This window comes from Solidesulfovibrio carbinolicus (genome assembly GCF_004135975.1).
Taxonomy (GTDB): Bacteria; Desulfobacterota; Desulfovibrionia; order Desulfovibrionales; family Desulfovibrionaceae; genus Solidesulfovibrio; species Solidesulfovibrio carbinolicus.
The window spans coordinates 1,123,783-1,142,077 of sequence record NZ_CP026538.1 but is presented as its reverse complement, the minus strand read 5'-3'; the positions used below and the strand labels follow the sequence as shown (position 1 = coordinate 1,142,077).

Here is an 18,295-nt window from a genome sequence, read left to right as displayed (position 1 = left end):
GGCAACGGCCGTCAGGACAGCGGGAACATCGTCAACGGCTGGGCGCAACGCCCGGAAAAGTCTTCCTCAAGCCCAAGCGGCCAGGAATCCTCCCAACCGCCCACCTGGCGCAGACCCCTTGAATTTTTCCCCATATGGGGGGTCCGGGGGCCTCAGGCCCCCGGCCGCCGGAGGCATTCTTCCCTCTCGCCGCCCTTCCCTGTCGCCGTGTCGTCGTCAACCGGCGTATTCGGACGGGTCGATGCGGTGTTTTGCAGCTTGTTCCAGAGGTTTTTGGGGCTCACGCCAAGGGTGCGGGCGGCGTCTTTCTGCACGCCGCCGGCCTTGCGCAGGGCGGTGAGGATCATGTTGCGCTCCATGTCCTGGAGGGTGTCGCGCAGATTGCCGGCCATGGGGCACGGGCCTTCGGGCGAGGCCTCGGGGGCGGGGCGGCGCGAGGCCCCGTCCAGGGCCCGGCCGATCTCCAGGGCGGTGAGCACCTCGCCGGAGCTCATGATGGCCGCCCGTTCCAACAGATTGGCCAACTGGCGCACGTTGCCCGGCCAGTCGTAGTCGAAAAGCAGCTGCATCCCTTCCCGGGAAACGCCGCGCAAATTGATGCCGACCCGGGGGCCGATGCGCTCCAGGAAATGCCCCACCAGCAGCGGCAGGTCTTCCTTGCGCTCCCGCAGGGGCGGCAGGGGAATGGCGGCGACGCTTAGGCGGTAGTACAGGTCGGCCCGAAAGAGCTTTTGCTCGACCAGGCTTTGCAGCTCCTGGTTGGTGGCGGCGATGATGCGGATGTCGATGTCGATGGGCTTGCCGCCGCCCACCCGTTCGATCTGTTTCTGCTCCACGGCGCGCAGAAGCTTGGGCTGGAGAAAAAGCGGCATGTCGCCGATCTCGTCAAGCATGATGGTGCCGTGGTCGGCCAGCTCGAATTTGCCCTTTTTCAAGCCCACCGCCCCGGTGAAGGCCCCCTTCTCGTGGCCGAAGAGTTCGGATTCGAGGAGGTTTTCCGGGATGGCGGCGCAGTTGACCTTCACAAAGGGGGCGTCGGCCCGTTTGCTTAAGGCCTGGATGGCGTCGGCCACGACTTCCTTGCCGCAGCCCGATTCGCCGGTGACGAGCACCGTGGAATCCAGCGGGGCCACCCGGCGCACCATGTCCACCACGGCGCGCATGGACGGCGACTGGCCAACGATGGTCGGCCCGCGCCCGGCGGCCACGGCGGACTTCAGCTGTCGCAGCTCCAAGAGCAGGGTTCGCCGTTCCAGGGCCCGGCGAATGACCACTTCCATTTCGGCCAGGGAAAAGGGTTTGGCGAAAAAGTCGTAGGCCCCCAGGCGCACGGCGTCCAAGGCCTTTTCCCGGGCCGAATAGCCGGACATGACGATGACTTCGCTGTCCGGGGCGGCCTCCTTGAGCTTGGAGAGCCCCTCGATGCCGTCCATGCCGGGCAGCATGACGTCGGTGAGGACCAGATCAAAGGTTTCGGCCTTGGCCCGGGCCACGCCCTCCTCGGCCGTGCCCACGCCCACGGGATCGAAATCCTTGGCGGCCAGGGCCTCGCACAGCATTTCCCTGAAGGCTTCGTCGTCGTCGATAACCAGGATTCGGGCGGACATCAGCGCTCCGGCGGGGTTTGGGGCGGCCTCACAGCGGCCCCTGGTGGTCCGGGAAAAAACTCCGCATGGTATCGGCCAGGCGATCTTCCATGCCCGGCACAAGCGCCGCCAGGGCCTCGCCGGTCAGGCCCAGGGCGGCCCAGGCGGCCGGGTCCACGGCCGGAAGACGCCGGTTGCCGCTGCCGCCCCAGCCCATGGCCGTGGCCACCACATCGGCCAGATGGACGACAGCCGGCTCGTCGATGATAAACGGCTCGTCGAGGTCATGGTGGTAACGCACCATTTTCTCAAGGTTGGCCGGAAACTGCCATTTCTGCAGGAGATGGCCGCCCAGGGCGGCGTGGTCGAAGCCCAGCACTTCGCGTTCGGCCAGATAGAGCGGGCAGCCCTCGGCCTCGGCCCGACGCATGGCGGCGGCCATGTGGGCCGGAGCCTGCTTGAAGGCGATGATGCGGCCGATGTCGTGGAGCAGCCCGGCCACGAAGGCGGTCTCGGGATTGACCAGTCCCGTGGCCTCGGCCAGGGCCTGGGCGGCGGCGGCGCAGCCCACGCTGTGCTCCCAGAAAAGCCGCATGTTGACCCAATTTTGGGGGATGTCCTGAAAAAGCGGCAGCACGGACACGCCCAGGGCCAACGTGGCCAGCTGGCGCGCCCCGACCACGGTGACGGCCCGGGACAGGCTGTCGATCTTGGCCGGGAACCGGCCGCGCATGGCCCGCATGGTGCGGGCGTAGTAGGAGCTGTTGACCAGGCGCAAAAGCTTGGCGGCCAGGGACGGGTCGTGCTTGATGCTTTCGGCCGCGTCCTCCACGGTGCTGGCCGGATCGCCCAGCACCGCGCTGATGCGCAGATAGACTTCCGGAGGCGAGACGAGCTGGGGCTCGTCGCGCAGCAGGGCGTCCATGGCGAGGTGTCCGGGCTCGGATTCGATCATGCGCCAGGAACGGTCCTCCCCGCCTTCCCCGGCCGGGACGCCCTCGGCCAGCCGCCGCCGGACCTCGCGGTCCAGGGCCAGACGAAAGAGCACGTCGCAGGGGGAGGCCGCCAGGATACAGCAGGCAAAGCGCTCGCGCACGGCGGCCTCGGCCGCCTCCAGCACGTCGGGCCGGCCCTGCGCCGCATCGGGCGCGGCGGCGGCCGGCGCGTCCGGACACGGCGAGGCCTCCCCGGCCACCCGGACTTCGGCCAGATTCCAGGCCAGCAAGGACTTGAGATGGCCGACATCAAGGACCGTGCCCCGGGGCATGAGAAACCGCCCGCCCGGGGTGAGCACGTCCTCGGCCAGGACCATGCCTGGAGAAAGTTCGGTAACCGCGCGTGTGACCATGGCCTCCTGCCGTCGCCTGTCCGGCGGCCGTGCCCGGCCGGGGTCGGGCATACGCCATCCCCTGCCGTTTCAGGCATTTTCCGCCAGTGATCGTGCAATCATACGGGTTTGCGACAGGCTGTCAAGAAAGGCCGGAGGTCGGATCGGCCGCCTTGGTCGGCTGCCCGGCCATCTCGATGACCAGGCGCGGCGGCTGGTTGGCGCTGGCCGGTTCCTGGCGGACGGACCCGCCGTTTTCGTTGAGGAAGTTTATGCCGGCGGCCACCGGCCCCACATCGCCGCCAGGCAGGGTCGCGCCTTCGACGACCAGCACGGCCCGGTCGCCGGAGCCCGGGTACAGGCGCACGGTCACGGCTCCCACGGCGGCGTCCAGGGCTTGTCTGACCAGGGCGGCCAAGGCGGCCAGAAACGGCTGCTTGCGGGTACGCAGGCGCAGGCCGGGGACGATCTCCCGAGCCACGGGATCGCTGCCGGCGGCCCGGGGCATACGGTCGAGGATGGCGGCCAGTTCCTCGTCCAGGCGCACGTCCTGGAGATAGGGCTCACGCTTGTCGCGCCGCTCGAACTCGCCGCGATGGCGTTCCAGGTCGGCGGCCATGCGCTCCTTGAGCTCGGCCACGGCGGCAATGCCGGCGGCGAGTCTGGGCATGGCGCGCTCAAGCAGGGTCTGGCGCAGGGATTCGAGATCGGTCGCGGCCTGGTCGGCCTTGCCGCTACGCAGGCCTTGGGCCACGGCGGCAAAGGCGGCCTCCAGGCGCGGCGCGGCGGCCAGGGCCCGGGAAAGGCGCAGCAGTTCCAGGTCCATGGCCGAAATGGCGTTGCCCACGCCGTGCAGATAGGCTCCGGCGGCTTCCACCTGGCCGGCGGCGTACGCCGCCTCGGCTTCGGTCTCGGCCAGCCGTTCGCGCAACCGGGCCTCGCGCAGGGCGCGGGTCCTGGTGCGCAGCTGATCGGTGCGCCGGGCCATGCGCCGGGCCAGGGCGGCATGGGCGATGTGCAGCTGCGCCTCGGCCTGACGACGGCGGCGGCCGTCCCTGGCGGCCAAAAAGGCCAGCCCCAGGCCGCCGACGGTCAAAAGGCCCATGACCAGACGCATGAGCCGGATACGCGACTCCATCGCCGGCAGACTGGCCGCCAGCGGTTGGATCACGCTTTCATAGTCCATGACCACGGCCCAGCCGATGGTGATGCAGATGGCCGCGGCCAAGGGCATGACCACGTCGGCCTCGTTGAGGCCGACGCCGGCCGACGGGCGCTGGTCGGGGTCGGAATCGGGCGATGGCGGCATGGTTTCCTCCTGGCAGGAATCGTGCCGGATGCGCAAGCACAGGCAGGACACGGGCGGCGCCGCCGCAATCGGCCGGATGCCCGGCAACGGGCCAGCCGAGGCGTTGTCCGAAAAATCGTGGCGGCCAGGCGCGCCCCACGATTGGTGGAACGCGCCCGCCGTTTATTCAGGCAGGGATATGCCGAAATCCATGCTGCCAAACGAGTCGAGATTGTCTTCCATCCCGCCGCGTTCGACGTTTTCTTCCGTGACCCGGGGAGCGGCGGGCTTGGACTTGCGGCGGCGGCGGGCGATGATCTCCTTGAGGAGTTCGTCGCGGCCCATGTAGCAGTCCAGGCACATGTCCTCGCGGGGGCTGAATTCCGATGAACGCTTACGCAGATTGCAGACCCGGCACAGCCGATGGTCGGCCACGGCCACGGCCGGTTCGTCCTCGTCCTCGTCCTCGGCGAAGGCTTCCTCGGGAGCCTCAACGATCTCCTCGTCGGCCTCCTCGGGGAGTTCCCGTTCCCGCTCGCGTTCGCGCTCACGCTCCTTGCGTACGGGCTTTTCCTTGCGCGCCTTGGCCGCGGCCGGACGCTCGGCGGCCGGCTCGTCGCCGGCGTCGGCTTCGATGCGCAGGTTGTAAGGCCCCTTGCGGGTGCGCAGCGTCAGTTCGACGGCGAGCAACTCCGGGAACAGCTCGGCGAAAATCCGCACCAGTTGGAACTTCTTGTCCACGCCCTTGCGGCGCACCCGGATATAAGCCCGGTTGCCCTGCACCGTGGGCCAGATGGCCTTGTCCAGGTTGGCCTGCCCGTCCTGCAGGAACCGGCCTTCGACCACGAAGCCTTCCTCGCAGATGAAATAGTCCGTTCCGGGCTCGCAGTGGAAATAGTCCGCTTCCGGGGGTATTTTCTTCCAAACCAAAGCCGCTTCCTCATCCGGCCGCGCGGGGCGGCCCTGTTAGAATCCCAGATCCTGATTGATCAGGACCACCGTGACGCGTCCCCGGGGGAAGCACTTCTCGGTAATGGTCCACACGTTGCAAATGCGCTGCGGGCTGCCGCAATCCTGGCAATGAGACGTGGCCACGCAGGGCGTGTTCTTGGACAGGCGCATGGCGTTGACCGGGGCGGCGTAATTTTTGACGCGAGCCATGCCCGTCGCCACGTCGGGCACGATCTTGTTGCGCCCCAGGAGCACCACCACGTGTCGGGGGCCGAAATTTATGGCGCAGGCCCGGTTGCCGATCATGTCGAGATTGACGAGCTTGCCGTCCTGCGTGACGGCGTTGGAGCCGGTGACGAAGAGGTCGGCCAAAAGGGCCTGGCGGCGGCGTTCGTACATTTCCTCGGCCGGGATGGCATGGTCCATGGTATTGATGATGGACAGCTCCGGCCGGGCGGCCAAAAGCGCCGGCAGGCCGGTGGCGGCCAGGGTCATGGAACCGCCGTAGGACACGACCTTGGGCGCCGCGGCCGGCAGCACTTCGCCGATGACGACCTGGGCCGCTTCCTCGGCGTCGGCCACGACATGGACGAGAAAATGATTGTCCGAAAGAGCCTTGGCCGTGTCGGCCAGGCGTTTTTCGAAGTAGGCCTGAACAGGCGCCAACATGCCGCCTCCTTTGCCGCCCACGCGGCGGCGAAGCCCTTTTAATCGCGTCGCCCAAAAAAGCAAGGCATGGAATGGTCAGGGGTAGAGATTGCGCAGCTCTTCCAGAAACTGCGGCAGGGTGGCGTCGCGCCGGTTCTTGCGAACCACGACCCAAACGCCCCAGGATATGGGGATGTTGCGATTTTTGCGTTCCGCGTAAAAGGCGTCGAGTCCGCTGACGATGCGCCCGGCCGGCATGTCCGCGAAATAGGCGTCGGACTGGCGCATGATGCTGTCCATGATTTCTGAACAGATGGTGTACTCGTTTTTGAGCGTGATGCCGAGGATGTTCTCGTTGAGGTTGAAGCCGTCGAAGATGCCCAGCACCAGATCGGTCTTTTGTTCCCGGGACAGCCCCGACCAGTAGGCTCCGGCCCGGCGTTGGGCCTCGGCGGCGCAGGCCGGCGCATCGCCAAAGGCCGCCACGGCCAGCAGCAACAACAGCAGCGCACATGTCGCAGTCCGCCCGCAAAAATGCCCACGCCCCATCAAAGCCCCCCGGTTCCGCTCGCCCACGGTCTCATGCTGTTGCTTATAGAGCAACAGGTGCGCCGTTTCAACGGGTTGGCGAAAAAAACCATGTCCATCAGGTTGAAAGCAGCTCCGGCGGCAAATGGTTGGTGACCACCGGCCCCAGCACCGGGGACCGCCGGGACAGGCCGATGACCACCATGGCCGCGTTGGGTATGGCCACGGCCTGCCGGAAGGCCCGGAAGCGGAACATGGCCTCCTCCACGCCAAGCCGGCCGCACAGGACGCGCAGCATCACCCCGCGCAGGAACTGGCCGTGGGTGAACACCGCCACATGGCCGCTGGCTTCGGCCATGCGGTCAAGAAAGGATTCCACCCGGTCCCAGAAGCCGAGAAACGATTCGGCGCCCTCGCCGTCCCGGTACATGGGATCCAGGCGCTCCCAATAACGCTCCACGGCCTCGTGGCGGTCGGCCCGGCGGGTGCCGGCGTAGCGGAAGGGGGCGAGATAGGTGAATTCCTGCACCGGCCACACGGCCACGGGCACGTCGGGAAAGCGCTCGCAAAGGGGCATGGCCGTCTGCACCGCCCGGTCGAAGGAGGAAAACACGATGCGCCGGGGCGGTTTGTTGAAGCAGGAGGCGACCAGGGCGGCCTGGGCGTGGCCCAGGCCGGTCAGGGGGATGGTGTCGGGATATTCGGTCACTTCGCCGGCGTTGGAGGCGCTTTGGCCGTGCCGGATGCAGCGGATGACGGTCATGGCGTCCCCTTGATGACGACGTAGTCGAGATAAAACAATTTGACGGCCTTGGGGCTGCCGATGGCCGCGTTGATGTGGGCCAGCAGCTGCGCCCGCAACACATCCCGGCCTTTGGGGGCCAGCAAATCAGCTGCGGATTTTCCCCGCAAAAAAAGCAGGATGGATTCGCGCACCTGAAGCGCGGCGGCGGCCTTGGCTCCGAGTTCATCGGTGAAAAGCACCTCAAAGCCCAGGCGCAGCCGGCCCAGCCCGCCGCCATCATCGATATTGACGTCAAAATTCGGGTAAGTCACCGTCCCGCCCCGGACCACGGGTTCGCCCTGGCCCAGGACTTGGCCGACCAGGCCCCAGCCTGTCAGCCAGACAATCGCCAGAAGCGGCAAAACCTTCCGTCTCATCGTCCCCCTCCCCGTCCGCCCAGGCTCCCAGGCAGCGGACCGGACCGCCGCAGTCCCACGGCCAGAGCCGTGGCCGCCGCCGCCGCCGCGACCAGGACCGCAGCCGCCGCCCCGAATCCCAGCCGTCCCAGGACCAGTCCGGGCAGATAGGTTCCAAGCGCGCCACCGGAATAGTAAAAGGAAATATAGAGGCCGTTGACAAGCCCCTTGTGTTCGGCCTCGGCGCTGTTGAGCACGCCCGGAGCCACGGAATGGGCCATGAACATGCCCGTGCACAGGACGAAAACGCTCACGAAAACCGCCCAGGTCGCCGGCACGGCAAAAAGCCCGGCAGCGCCGATGACCACGGCCGCGCCCATGGCCATGGCCCCGGCCGGCCCGCCCAGACGGCCGGAAACCCGGTGGGAGGTCAAGCAGGTGACGATGCCCATGAGATAGCCGCAGTACATGGCCCCAGCCCGCAACGGGGAGTAGCCGCCGTCCAGCTCGCCCAGGCGAAAGGGCAGCAGGTTGAGCATCCCGGAAAACACGAAAAACAGCAGGGCCACGATCAGGTAGGTGGTCAGAAAACCCGGCTTGGCCAGCACATGGGGCGCGTCGCGCAGACGAATGGGCAAAAAGGCCGAACGGCCGTCCGGGGGCAAGGCCAGACAGGCCAGACAGCAGGCCGCGATGGTGGCCCCCAGGCAATAGAAGGGAAACCGCCAGCCGAACAGGTGGGCGGTCAGACCGGAAAAAAAGCGCCCGGAAAAACCGCCGAGCACGGTGACGGCGATGTAGGCGGCCATGACCCGGCGCACCGCGGCCGGCGGCACGGAAGTGGAGAGATAGGTCATCAGCGCCGTGAGCAGACAGGGAACCGCCAGGCCCTGCACCACCCGCAAGGCCAGGAAAACCTTGAAATCGGCGCAAAAAGGCAAGGCTGCCGTGGTTGCGCCAAGAAGTCCCAGGGACAAGGCGATAAGCGGCCGGGCCGGCACGGCGTCGAGAAAAAACCCGTACACCAGCGGCGCGAGCCCCAGGGGCAGCATGGTGGCGGTGACGGCCAGGGAGGCCGTGGCCTGGGACGCGCCGAAAGCCTCGGCCAGCAGGGGCAGCAAGGGCTGGGGCAGGTAAATGGAGGAGATGCCGCAAACGGTTGCGGCAAATAGCACGCCCAACGTCCACTTCCCCATCCCGTTCCCTCCGGTCACGTCGCGTCTGGTTCACATACTCCCGATTGGTTGCGGAGGAAAGCCCGGCTTCAACGATATGCGGCGGTTAGAAATCGTGGACGCCGCAGGCACGGCCATACGGCGTCCACGGTTGGCCCGGGTCGGCCGGCCGCCTGGGGGAACGGACCCCACGGCCAGGCTTGGGGGAGGCCGATGCGGGGGCGCTCGGCAACCGGCGTTCAGGACCGGCCGCAGCGGGCAGCGGATTGGGGATCGGGCCGCCCGGCTCCGGAAATGCTTGTGATGGCGTTTGCTGCCGGCCGGCGTCAGGACAGGCTGTCGATGTCCAGCGCCGCGCCGCAGCAGGGGCAGCGCTGCACCCGCGAACGGAACAGCAGGCGCGGCCGGAAAAACACCGCCCGCCAGGTCGGGCCGCAAGGCCGGTATTCCACCAGGATGGACTTGCCGCAGCGGCAGTAACGACGTTGCATGATCCGCCTCCTTGTTGCGCGGCCTGCGCAACGAAGTAGATAAATATAAACACACTGATAAAAAAAAATTACAGCTCTCGACCCACCCACAACACCCGGCCGATGACCCGCAAGGCGTCGAGCTCGTCCCCGGTCAGCACAATGGGCGCGTAGTCCCGGTTGTCGCTTAAAAGCACCAACTGCCCGGGGCGCTTTTCCACCCGCTTGACCAGCACCGTATCCTCCAGCCCCACGGCATAGACCCCGTGCGCCACCACCGCCGTCTGGCCCTGGTCAATCAGCACCATGTCGCCGTGGCGAATCTCGGGTTCCATGCTGTTGCCCACCACGTCCATGAGCACCATGCGCGAGGGCTGCCCTTTGGCCCGCAGCCAGTCCTGGCGAAACGGATAGACGCGCTCCACCTCGCCGCCGGTCTCGAATGACCCGCCGCCGGCCGACAATCTGGCCCGCACCTTGGGCACGGCGGCGAAAATCTCCACCGCAGCCGCAGCCGCCCCGTCGTCGGCCGCGCTCCCCCGGCCTTCTCCCCGCGCCGCGCCGCCCCGCCGCCGGCCATACTCCAGCCAGTCCGGGTCGGCCCCGGTGCGGCGCGACACGGTGAGCACCCAGGCCTTGGGCACGGCCTCCTTGCGCTTGGCCTGGGTCACGGCCGAACGGTGGACGCCCAAAAGCGCCGCCAGCTCAGCCTGGGAGGCGATCCCCGCCGCCTTGGCCGCCCGCTCGAAAAACCCTTCGAAGCCGCCCAAGGCGTTTGTTTCCTGGTCTCGTTGCGTCATGTTGCGTTTTATAAACAACCTTACTGTGACCCGCAAGCTTTTTTTCCGGTTACAACCTTGGCCCGCTTTTTTTTCTGTCCTGCTAAAGACTGCCGTCAAGGCCGCCGATAAGAGCGGCGACGACGGATGTCTCCCTACGGGACCGGGAGAAACCAGCGACAAGGAAGTCCGCCATGAACGCAGCAACAAAGCACCACCGCGCCCGCGGCGGGGCCATTGGCCATCAGGAAGATCCGGCCGAGCGCGCCCGCCGTATCGCCGACCTCAAGCGGCGTGTGGCCTCCGGAACGTATCTGATCCAGCGCTACGAGATCATCGAAGGGCTCCTCGACGCCCTGGCCACCGAAACCGACTGATCTGGCCCTTCCAAAGCCGGCAAGACCGGTTTTGGCCAAAGCGCTATCGAAAACACGGTTTCACTCCGAAACAGCTCACAGAGAAACAATCTCCACCGCCTCTCCAAGACTCCACGGCGCGTCGCAAACCGCCGCAAAGGCCGGACAGTCGATGCCGGCGCAGTGCAGATACAGCCGCTCCCCCTCGCCAAAGCCGTACAGCGGATCGCCCACCAGCGGATGGCCGGCCCAGGCCAGATGGGTGCGTATCTGGTGGCGCGCGCCTTTCTTGATGGTGCAGCGAAAAAGCGTCACCCCCCCTCGCGTCTCCAACGCCTCGACCTCGGTCATGCGCAGGGAATCGATGGTCGCCCTGTCCAGCACCCTTGTTTTTTTGCGGTCCGCCGCGTCCAGCTCGCCGTCGCACCGGAAATACGTCGCGGCGGGTTCCCCGTGGCCCACGGCCAGGTAGGTCTTGTCCACTTCGCCGGCCTCCTCCATGTCCCGGTAGGCCGCTGCCGCCTCGGCTAAAAACGCCGCCGGCAACAGTCCCGTGGTCAGGCTGTCCAGACGCGAAAGCAAAAACGTGGGCCGGCCCGAAAAAATGTCCGGCAAAAGGGCCTCCACGCTCTCGCCCCCGCCCTGGGCCAGGGCGGCGCTGTGCAGGCCGGAGGGTTTGTTCAAAAGCCCGTAGTCCCCGGCCATCAGCACCACCGGCACATCGGCCGGACCAAACCGGCGCTCCCGGTGTTGCGGGACAATAGCCACGGTCTGGCCGGCCCGGACCCGGTAGCCGGCGGGCAGCAGTCGGCCATTGACCGTCGCCAGGCCGGATTCGACCAGCCGTCGCCGGCCCCGAAGCCCCACCCCGGGCAGCAACAGCTCCAGCGCCTTGTCCAGCCGCCAGCCGTCGGCCTGGGGCGGAATCATCCACGTCGTTGTCGTGTCGTTTGTCATGGCCTCACCATGCCTGGGGCCGGGCCGGCCGGCAAGGATAGCCCCTCGGCGTTGCGCCCCGGCCGGGTTGCGGCTACCCTCCGGGCAGCATCCCAAGGAGCCGCCCATCATGCTCATCCAGGTCAAGGCCTCGGCCGGTTCGGGCAAGACCCACGCCCTGACCGGGCGTTTCATCGATCTCGTCCTCGGCGCCAGCCGCGACCTGCCGCGAGCCTGCGGCGACACCGGCGACGGGGCCTACGCCGTGCCCGACATCCTGGCCGTGACGTTCACCAACAAGGCCGCCGCCGAGATGCGCGACCGGGTCATTGAGGCGCTTAAGCGCCTGGCCCTTGATCCCAACCCGGTCCATCCCGCCAAGCGGGCCACGGCCCGGCGCGAGCTGGAGTCGCTGCTCGTCCATGCCCAGCGCCTGGGTATTCGCACCATCGACAGCCTGCTCTATCTGCTGGCCCGGGTCTTTGCCCTGGAACTGGGGCTACGCCCGGATTTCGAGCCGTCCTTTGACGACCGGGCCATCCTGGACGACCTCTACGAGCGCCTGTGCGCCGGCCTGCCGGCCGATCCGACCCTGGCCCGCCAGTTTTCCGAGGCGGCCGGGGCGCTTATTGACCACACCAAAAATTTCCTACCCACCGGCAGCTTTCGCGACCAGCTCCTGACCGTGGCCGCCCGGCTCCTGGCCGACCCGGACTGCGGCAATGCCGCCCCCGAAGCCCTGCGCCTGGGCCTGGCCCGGCGGCTGGGGGAACTCCAAAACGCCGCCGACGCCCTGCTGCGGGCCATTGAGGCCGAAAAACTGTCCGGCAACGCCCATTTCCTGACGTTTCTGCGCAAATGCCGGGACTGCGACAACGCCGCCGCCCTGCCCTCCTCGGCCTTTGCCGCCAAGGCGTCCCTGGCCGAGTGCCTGAACAAAGCCTCCCGCGACAAGGTTACATCCGCCCTGGACCGGCTCCACGCCGCCATGACCGCCAGCCACGACGTCTGCCGCCGCCAGGGACCGGTGCTGCTGGCCGCCAGCCGGCTGGCCCCGTTTCTGGCCCTGGCCCGGCGGCTGGCCGCCGATTTCCCGGCTTATCTGGCCCGGATGCGGATGCTGCCCCAGTCCCAGTGGGGGCGGCTTGTGGCGGCGCGCCTGGCCGGCGAGGACGGCGTACCCGACGCCTGGTGCCGCATGGGTTCTGGGCTGGCCCATATCCTGGTGGACGAATTCCAAGACACGGCGAGAAGCCAATGGGAGGTACTGCGGCTTTTGGCCCTGGAAAGCCTGTCGCGCGGCGGCAGCCTCTACCTTGTCGGCGACGTCAAGCAGGCCATCTACGGCTGGCGCGGCGGCGACGCCGCCCTTTTTGACGAAGCCCCGGCCGATCCCGAGCTGACCCAGGTGGCCGAACCGATCTTCGACGCCCTTCCCCACAACTGGCGCAGCGCCCCAGCCATCGTCGGGGCCAACAACCGGTTTTTCGGGCAGTTAAGCGACCCGGCCGCAGCCCAACAAACCGCCGAGGCGCTTTTGGGCGAAGGGCTGGCCGCAGCCGCGCCGGAGCTGGCCGAGGCCATCGGCCGGGCCTTTGCCGGCGCGGCCCAGGAAGTGCGGCCGGACTACCACGGCCCCCAGGGCCACGTGCGCATCACGGCCCTTAACGCCGAAGACCCGGACACCTACCACGATGCGGCCCGGGGGGCGCTGCTGACCCTGCTCAAGGCCGAACTCATCCCGCGCCACGGCCCGGGCGGGGTGGCCGTGCTCACCCGCACCAACCCGCAGGCTGCACGTTGCGCCGCCTGGCTGGTGGCGGCCGGCATTGAGGTGGTGACCGAGAACAGCCTGCGGCTGGCCGACCATCCGCTCATTGGCCAGCTGGCCGCCATGCTGGCGTTTCTCGACTATCCGCCGGACAGCCTGGCCTTTTGGGCCTTTATCTCGGGCCAGGAGCTTTTTGGCGACCTGTCGGGCATCGACCGTCGGGAACTGGCCGGCTGGCTGGCCGGGCTGCCCCGCCGGGCCTCGCTGTCCCTGGCCTTCAAGGCCCGCTGGCCGGACGTCTGGCAGCGGCTCATCCGGCCCTACCTGCGCCAGTCCGGCGTGGCCTCGCCCTACGACATCCTGCGCTCGGTGGTGTCGGGCTACCGGCTCATTGAACGCCGGCCGGCCGACGAGGCCTTCATCCGCCGGTTCCTCGAAATCGCCCATCTGGCCGAAAACGACGGCCGGGCGTCGATCTCCGCCTTCCTGGAATTCTGGAACGACAAGGGCGAGGGCGAGACCGTGCCCCAGCCGGAAAACGCCGGGGCCGTGCGGGTCATGACCATCCACAAGGCCAAGGGGCTGCAATTCCCGGCCGTGGTCGTGCCCTACCACCACTTCCACACCGACAACAAAAACCCGGCCCTGGTCACGGCCGATTTCCCCGAAGGCCGGCTGCTGGTGCCGGACCAGCCCGGCCTTGGCCTGGACTACGCCAGACGCCGGGCCAGGGAACTGGCCGAGCAGCTCCATCTGCTCTACGTGGCCTGGACTCGTCCCGAGATCGAGCTGCACGCCTTTGTCCCGGGCCATGGGCCGCTGCGCGACAAGGCCAGCTACCCCCTGCCCCGGGCCATGGCCGGGCTGTTTGCCGGCCTGGGTAGTGACCCGGCCGACGGCGACCCCATCCGCATCGGCGCGCCGCCGCAGACCCCGGCCGCCGCCCCGGCCGCCTGCCCGGCTCCGCCGCCCGAGCCGGCATTGGTGGAACCCGGGCCGCCCATGGACTGGCTGCCCCGGGTCAAGGTGTTTCGCAACGTGGCCCGCGACATCCGTCAGTCCATGCGTTTTTCCGAAAAACAGCGCGGCGAGCTGGCCCACGCCGCCGCTGAAGCCTTTGTGCGGGCCGGTTTCGATCCGGCCGCTCCCGCCCCGGCCGCTGCCCGGGCCGTGGCCACGGCCCTGGGACCGGCCCGGCTGGACCCGGGCCTTCGGGCCGCCCTGGCCCCGGAACTGGCCGCCATGCTGGTCTGGCTGGCCGGCCTAGACGCCCTGCGCCCGGCCTTTGTCGCGGGGCTGCCCGAGCGCGAGCTTTTGGACGCCGACGGTTCGCGCCACCGGCCGGACCTCTTTGCCGCCTCGCCAGAGGCCATCCTGGTGGCCGATTTCAAGACCGGCCGGCCGGCCGCTGACCACGAGGCCCAGGTGCGCCGCTACGTCGGCCTTATCCGCCACCTGCCGGGCCTGGCCGAGGCCCCGACCGCCGGCTACCTGCTCTACCTCGACCGCCGGGAATGCCGCCCCGTGGAGATCCGCTCGTGAAAGCCCCTGTCAGCGTCATCCCCTGGACCGAGGAATTCTTCGCCGCCCTGGCCCGGCGGCTGCTCGCCGCCACCGGGGGCGATTTCACCGATGTGGCGGTGCTTTTCCCCCTGCGCCGGGCCGCCCGCCATCTCTGCGACCGGCTGGCCGAGCTGCCCGGGCTGCCCAAGCCGCTGCTCCTGCCGGAAATCGCTGCCATCGGCGAATGGACGGCCGCCCTGGGGGCCGACTGCGCCCCGGTCCCGCCGGTCATGCTCGACGCCCTGGACCGGGTGGCCATCCTCCACGACATCGTGCGCGACATCGCCGCCACAGCTTCGCAGGACGAAGCCTTCCCGGCCGACATCACGGACTTTTTCCCCTGGGGCCTGGAGCTGGCCGAAATCATGGAGGAGCTGTTCCGCCAGGGCCTCCACGGCCAGGACATGGCCCATCTGGAAGGCCAGGTGCTGGCCCCGGCCGCGGCGCTGCTGGGACGCCTGGGGGCCATCCACCGCCGTTACCGGCAGCGCCTGCTGGACGAAGGCCTGGGCACGCCCGGACTCCTGGCCGCCCTGGCCGCCGAAAACGCCCCGGCCGTAGCCGAGCGCTTCGCCGGCAAGCGCCTTTTCGCCTGCGGCTTTGCCGTGCTGACCGGAGCGGAAAAAACGCTCTTGCAGACGCTGTGGAAAAAAGGGCTGCTGGAGCTGGTCTGGCACGCCGATCCGGCCCTGGCCGACGGCGGCCGGCCGGTCCATTTCGCCTGCCGCGAGCACAAGCGCCTGCTTAACGACTGGAAAGCCAAGGCCGTGGTCCTGGGCGACGGCAAGGCGCGAAAGCTCAAGGCCAAGGCCGATCCAACGCGGGGGACGCTGGTGCTCGACGCCGACGCCGCCAACCTGTCCTCGAAAAAGCTGCGCTTCATCGAGGCCCACGACCTCCACGCCGAACTCAAGGGGCTGGAAGAGGCGCTTCACGACGCCCAGGACCTGGAGTCCACGGCCATCGTCCTGCCCGACACCGGGCTTTTAAGCCCCGTGCTCCACATCCTGCCCCGGCGCGACGTCAACATCTCCATGGGCTATCCCCTGGCCCGCTCGTCCCTGGCCCGGCTGCTGGAAACCATCCTGGCCCTGCAGGAAACCCGGCTGGAGCGCGGCCGCTACCACTGGCGCGAACTGATTGCCCTGTTGCGCCATCCCTATCTCAAGATGCTGCGCCTGGGCGCGGCCGAACCGCTTCGGGCCGTGTTCCACGGCCTGGAGGCGGCCATCCGCCAGGGCGGGGCCTACGTCGATCCCCTGGCCCTGCCCCTGGCCGGGGGCGAGGACGACGAGCCGCCAAGCCCCGAAGCCCTGGCCCTGGCCGGACGCGTGCTGGGCGTCTGCCTGGCCTCCTTCGACGCCGTGGACACGCCCCGCGCCCTGGGCAACGCCCTGGCCGGGCTGTGCGATCTGCTGCTGGACCCCGAACACTGCGGCGACGCCTGGGAGCGGTTTCTCATCGACGCCGAGTGCCTGTTCCGGTTGGCCGCCGGCATCGTGCCGGCCCTGACCTCCGGCCGTCTGGCCGATGCCGCGCTGCCGGCCCCGACGCTGTTTGCCCTGCTGCGCCGGCTGTTGGCCGACGAGCGCGCCCCCTTCGAGGCCGAGCCGCTGACCGGCCTGCAAGTGCTGGGCGTCCTGGAAACGCGCCTGTTATCCTTCAAGCGCCTGTTCCTCCTCGACGCCGTGGAAGCCAAGCTGCCCGGCGCGCCGCGCTACGATCCGCTGCTGCCCGACACCCTGCGCCGCCTCATGGGCCTGCCCGACTCCCGGGAGCGCGATCTGGTCGCCGCCTACAACCTCTACCGGCTCTTTTTCGGGGCCGAGGAGATCACGGTCTTCTACCGCACCGGCTCGCCCGGCTCCGGGCTGTTCGAGGACAAGCCCGGCCGCAGCCGGTTCGTGGAGCAGCTCCTGTGGGAAGAGGAAAAACGCCTGGGCCGGGTGCTGCGCCCCGGCGAGCCGCCGGTTTCCATCCTGCGCCTGCCGCCCTGCCCCATCCCCGCCAGCGACCCGGCCGTGCCGGTCACCGGGGAAGTGGCCGACCGGCTGGCCGCCTATCTCGAAACCCAAAAGCTCTCGGCCAGCTTTTTCGACGCCTACCTGGCCTGCCCCTTGCGCTTTTTCTACCGCTACCTGTCGCCGCTCTCGCCCCTGGCCGAGGTGGCCGAGGAAGGCGACCGGGCAGCCGTGGGCGAGGTGGTCCACGAGGTCTTGCGCGACTTCTTCACGCCCTATCTCAACCGCGACATTGACGCCGCCGACCTCGACGCCACGGCTCTGGCCGACCTGTTCGAGTCCCGGCTGGCCGGCCACGCCGCCTTCGCCGCCCTGCCGCCCGACGGCCAACTGCTGCTCGCCCGCACCGGCCGGGCCAAGCTTGCCGAAGCCGTGGCCGCCACGCCCCGAACCACCATTTTGGCCCTGGAAACCGACCTGACCGCCAGCCTGGAAACCGGCGGCCGGACCTTCCCCCTTTACGGCCGGGCCGACCGCATCGACCAGCGCGAAGACGGCGTCGTCATCCTCGACTACAAGACCGGCCGGCCGCCCAAGGGCCAAGGCCGCTTCTGGACCGACGACCACCTCTGGGACCGGCTGGCCGCCGATCCCCTGGCTGCCGACGACGCGCTTTTTGAGGACATCGCCACCCGGGCCGGCAGCGTCCAGCTGCCGCTCTACTGCTGGCTGCACCACGCCGCGCGCGGCGAAACCCCGGCCGACGCCGCCGTGGTGGAACTGCGCGACAAAGGGCAGGAACGCCCGCTGTTTGGTCCGCGCCAAGACCCCGAAACCCGCGCCCAGGCCATCACCCATCACGTCCCCCAGCTCCTGGTCGCAATCCTGCGCCACCTCGCCAATACCCCAAGCTTCCGCCCCCGCCCAGACAACAACCGCTGCCCCTACTGCGAGTTTCGACAGGCCTGTAGAGCGCTGTGAAAAGTGAAAAATTAGGGAGAAGTGAAGAATGCCTCCGGCGGCCGGGAGGGGGTAACCCCCTCCCGGACCCTCCCTGATTGGGGTCGGTTTTTCGGTTTTCAAGCTCCGCTTGAAAACCGAAAAACCGACCCCAACAAGGATACGAGGAAGACACGGGAGAACGTCGAACAAGGGGGGGCCTGGGGGCCTCAGGCCCCCAGCGGAGAGGTCCAGGAGAGGCAGCGCCTCTCCTGGCCGCCGGAGGCATGTCCCAGTACTAATCGTCCAGGTCTTCGGGGTTGGCTTTGTTCTGGCCGGGGCGCAGGGGTTCGTAGTAGAGCGCCGACTTGGTGGCTTTGGTTTTGTTGTTGTATTTGAGCTTCATCTTGATCTGCTTTTCCGGAAAATTCCAGCGCATGACGGTCCAGTCACCTTCTTCCGTGGTTTTTGGCGTGCCGGCCAGCTTGGTGGTCACCTGCCGGATGATGTCGATATCGTCGTTTTCGGTTTGCATGACCCGGCTGTAGAGCTTATCGTCCACCACGCCGTAGGCGATGACCGGCGTGAGGCGTTCGTAAACGCCGATCTTGCAAGGACCTGTATAGTTGTAATAGGCGATGCCGCCCTCTTCCTTGACCTTTTGGAAAGCGCCGTCTTCGTTTATCGGCGCGAACGGCTTGCCGTATGGCGGCTTGACGCAATCGAATGAGCCGGCCGATGCGGCGGAGACAAACAGCGTCAACACGACAATGCAGGACAAAAGGCCACGCAGCACCATACAAGCCTTCCTTGCGTTGAAAATTTCAGGATGCAGTCCAGGGAGTATTTGGTTTTGCACTAGGGCAAAAACCGGTTC

General features: G+C 67.9%; 16 protein-coding genes. 3 read left to right on the top strand and 13 right to left on the bottom strand.

The window, feature by feature from the left end:
• Positions 1 to 152 precede the first annotated feature (152 nt).
• The 11 genes from C3Y92_RS05010 to C3Y92_RS04965 all read right to left on the bottom strand — a co-directional run bounded on the left by C3Y92_RS05010 (position 153) and on the right by C3Y92_RS04965 (position 9,913).
• Positions 153 to 1,607, bottom strand: coding sequence for a sigma-54-dependent transcriptional regulator (locus C3Y92_RS05010; protein ID WP_129350102.1), 1,455 nt, complete (start codon positions 1,605 to 1,607; stop codon positions 153 to 155).
• A 28-nt stretch (positions 1,608 to 1,635) separates the two neighbouring features.
• The gene (locus C3Y92_RS05005; RefSeq protein WP_129350099.1) at positions 1,636 to 2,934 is read right to left on the bottom strand and encodes an HDOD domain-containing protein; all 1,299 of its coding nucleotides are present in this window, start codon (positions 2,932 to 2,934) and stop codon (positions 1,636 to 1,638) included.
• A gap of 121 nt (positions 2,935 to 3,055) precedes the next feature.
• Entirely contained in the window at positions 3,056 to 4,222 is a 1,167-nt protein-coding gene (locus C3Y92_RS05000) for a hypothetical protein (RefSeq protein ID WP_165352064.1), read from the bottom strand.
• Between the two features lie 162 nt (positions 4,223 to 4,384).
• Positions 4,385 to 5,131 carry a hypothetical protein gene (locus tag C3Y92_RS04995; protein ID WP_129350094.1) on the bottom strand — a complete coding sequence of 249 codons (747 nt, stop codon included), beginning with the start codon at positions 5,129 to 5,131 and terminating at the stop codon, positions 4,385 to 4,387.
• A gap of 36 nt (positions 5,132 to 5,167) precedes the next feature.
• Positions 5,168 to 5,821, bottom strand: coding sequence for a lactate utilization protein (locus C3Y92_RS04990; RefSeq protein ID WP_129350091.1), 654 nt, complete (start codon positions 5,819 to 5,821; stop codon positions 5,168 to 5,170).
• Between the two features lie 75 nt (positions 5,822 to 5,896).
• A complete protein-coding gene (locus C3Y92_RS04985) occupies positions 5,897 to 6,301 on the bottom strand; it encodes a hypothetical protein (RefSeq protein WP_235669622.1) in 405 nt (134 codons plus the stop codon).
• A gap of 145 nt (positions 6,302 to 6,446) precedes the next feature.
• Positions 6,447 to 7,091, bottom strand: a complete 645-nt coding sequence (locus C3Y92_RS04980; protein WP_129350085.1) for a histidine phosphatase family protein — start codon at positions 7,089 to 7,091, stop codon at positions 6,447 to 6,449.
• On the bottom strand, positions 7,088 to 7,489 hold the full coding sequence (locus C3Y92_RS04975; RefSeq protein ID WP_129350082.1) for a flagellar basal body-associated FliL family protein: 402 nt from the start codon (positions 7,487 to 7,489) through the stop codon (positions 7,088 to 7,090). Before C3Y92_RS04975 ends, C3Y92_RS04980 begins: the two co-directional genes overlap by 4 nt.
• The gene (locus C3Y92_RS04970; protein ID WP_129350079.1) at positions 7,486 to 8,664 is read right to left on the bottom strand and encodes an MFS transporter; all 1,179 of its coding nucleotides are present in this window, start codon (positions 8,662 to 8,664) and stop codon (positions 7,486 to 7,488) included. The genes C3Y92_RS04975 and C3Y92_RS04970 overlap by 4 nt, the downstream gene beginning before the upstream one ends.
• Positions 8,665 to 8,969: 305 nt before the next feature.
• Positions 8,970 to 9,134, bottom strand: a complete 165-nt coding sequence (locus tag C3Y92_RS21090) for a hypothetical protein (protein WP_006921313.1) — start codon at positions 9,132 to 9,134, stop codon at positions 8,970 to 8,972.
• A 68-nt stretch (positions 9,135 to 9,202) separates the two neighbouring features.
• The gene (locus tag C3Y92_RS04965; RefSeq protein WP_129350075.1) at positions 9,203 to 9,913 is read right to left on the bottom strand and encodes a LexA family transcriptional regulator; all 711 of its coding nucleotides are present in this window, start codon (positions 9,911 to 9,913) and stop codon (positions 9,203 to 9,205) included.
• 173 nt (positions 9,914 to 10,086) lie between these two features.
• Here C3Y92_RS04965 and C3Y92_RS04960 point away from each other — a divergent pair, with 173 nt between their 5' ends.
• Positions 10,087 to 10,269: a flagellar biosynthesis anti-sigma factor FlgM gene (locus C3Y92_RS04960; RefSeq protein WP_129350072.1), complete on the top strand. Its 183-nt coding sequence runs from the start codon at positions 10,087 to 10,089 to the stop codon at positions 10,267 to 10,269.
• Between the two features lie 75 nt (positions 10,270 to 10,344).
• Here the strand turns inward: C3Y92_RS04960 and C3Y92_RS04955 are convergent, their stop codons facing one another.
• Positions 10,345 to 11,205, bottom strand: coding sequence for a pseudouridine synthase (locus C3Y92_RS04955; RefSeq protein ID WP_129350069.1), 861 nt, complete (start codon positions 11,203 to 11,205; stop codon positions 10,345 to 10,347).
• 109 nt (positions 11,206 to 11,314) lie between these two features.
• Between C3Y92_RS04955 and C3Y92_RS04950 the strand changes: the two genes are divergently transcribed.
• Entirely contained in the window at positions 11,315 to 14,497 is a 3,183-nt protein-coding gene (locus tag C3Y92_RS04950; protein WP_129350066.1) for a UvrD-helicase domain-containing protein, read from the top strand.
• Positions 14,470 to 17,460: a PD-(D/E)XK nuclease family protein gene (locus C3Y92_RS04945; RefSeq protein ID WP_129350063.1), complete on the top strand. Its 2,991-nt coding sequence runs from the start codon at positions 14,470 to 14,472 to the stop codon at positions 17,458 to 17,460. The genes C3Y92_RS04950 and C3Y92_RS04945 overlap by 28 nt, the downstream gene beginning before the upstream one ends.
• Before the next feature lie 256 nt (positions 17,461 to 17,716).
• Here the strand turns inward: C3Y92_RS04945 and C3Y92_RS04940 are convergent, their stop codons facing one another.
• On the bottom strand, positions 17,717 to 18,217 hold the full coding sequence (locus C3Y92_RS04940) for a hypothetical protein (protein WP_129350060.1): 501 nt from the start codon (positions 18,215 to 18,217) through the stop codon (positions 17,717 to 17,719).
• Positions 18,218 to 18,295 lie beyond the last annotated feature (78 nt).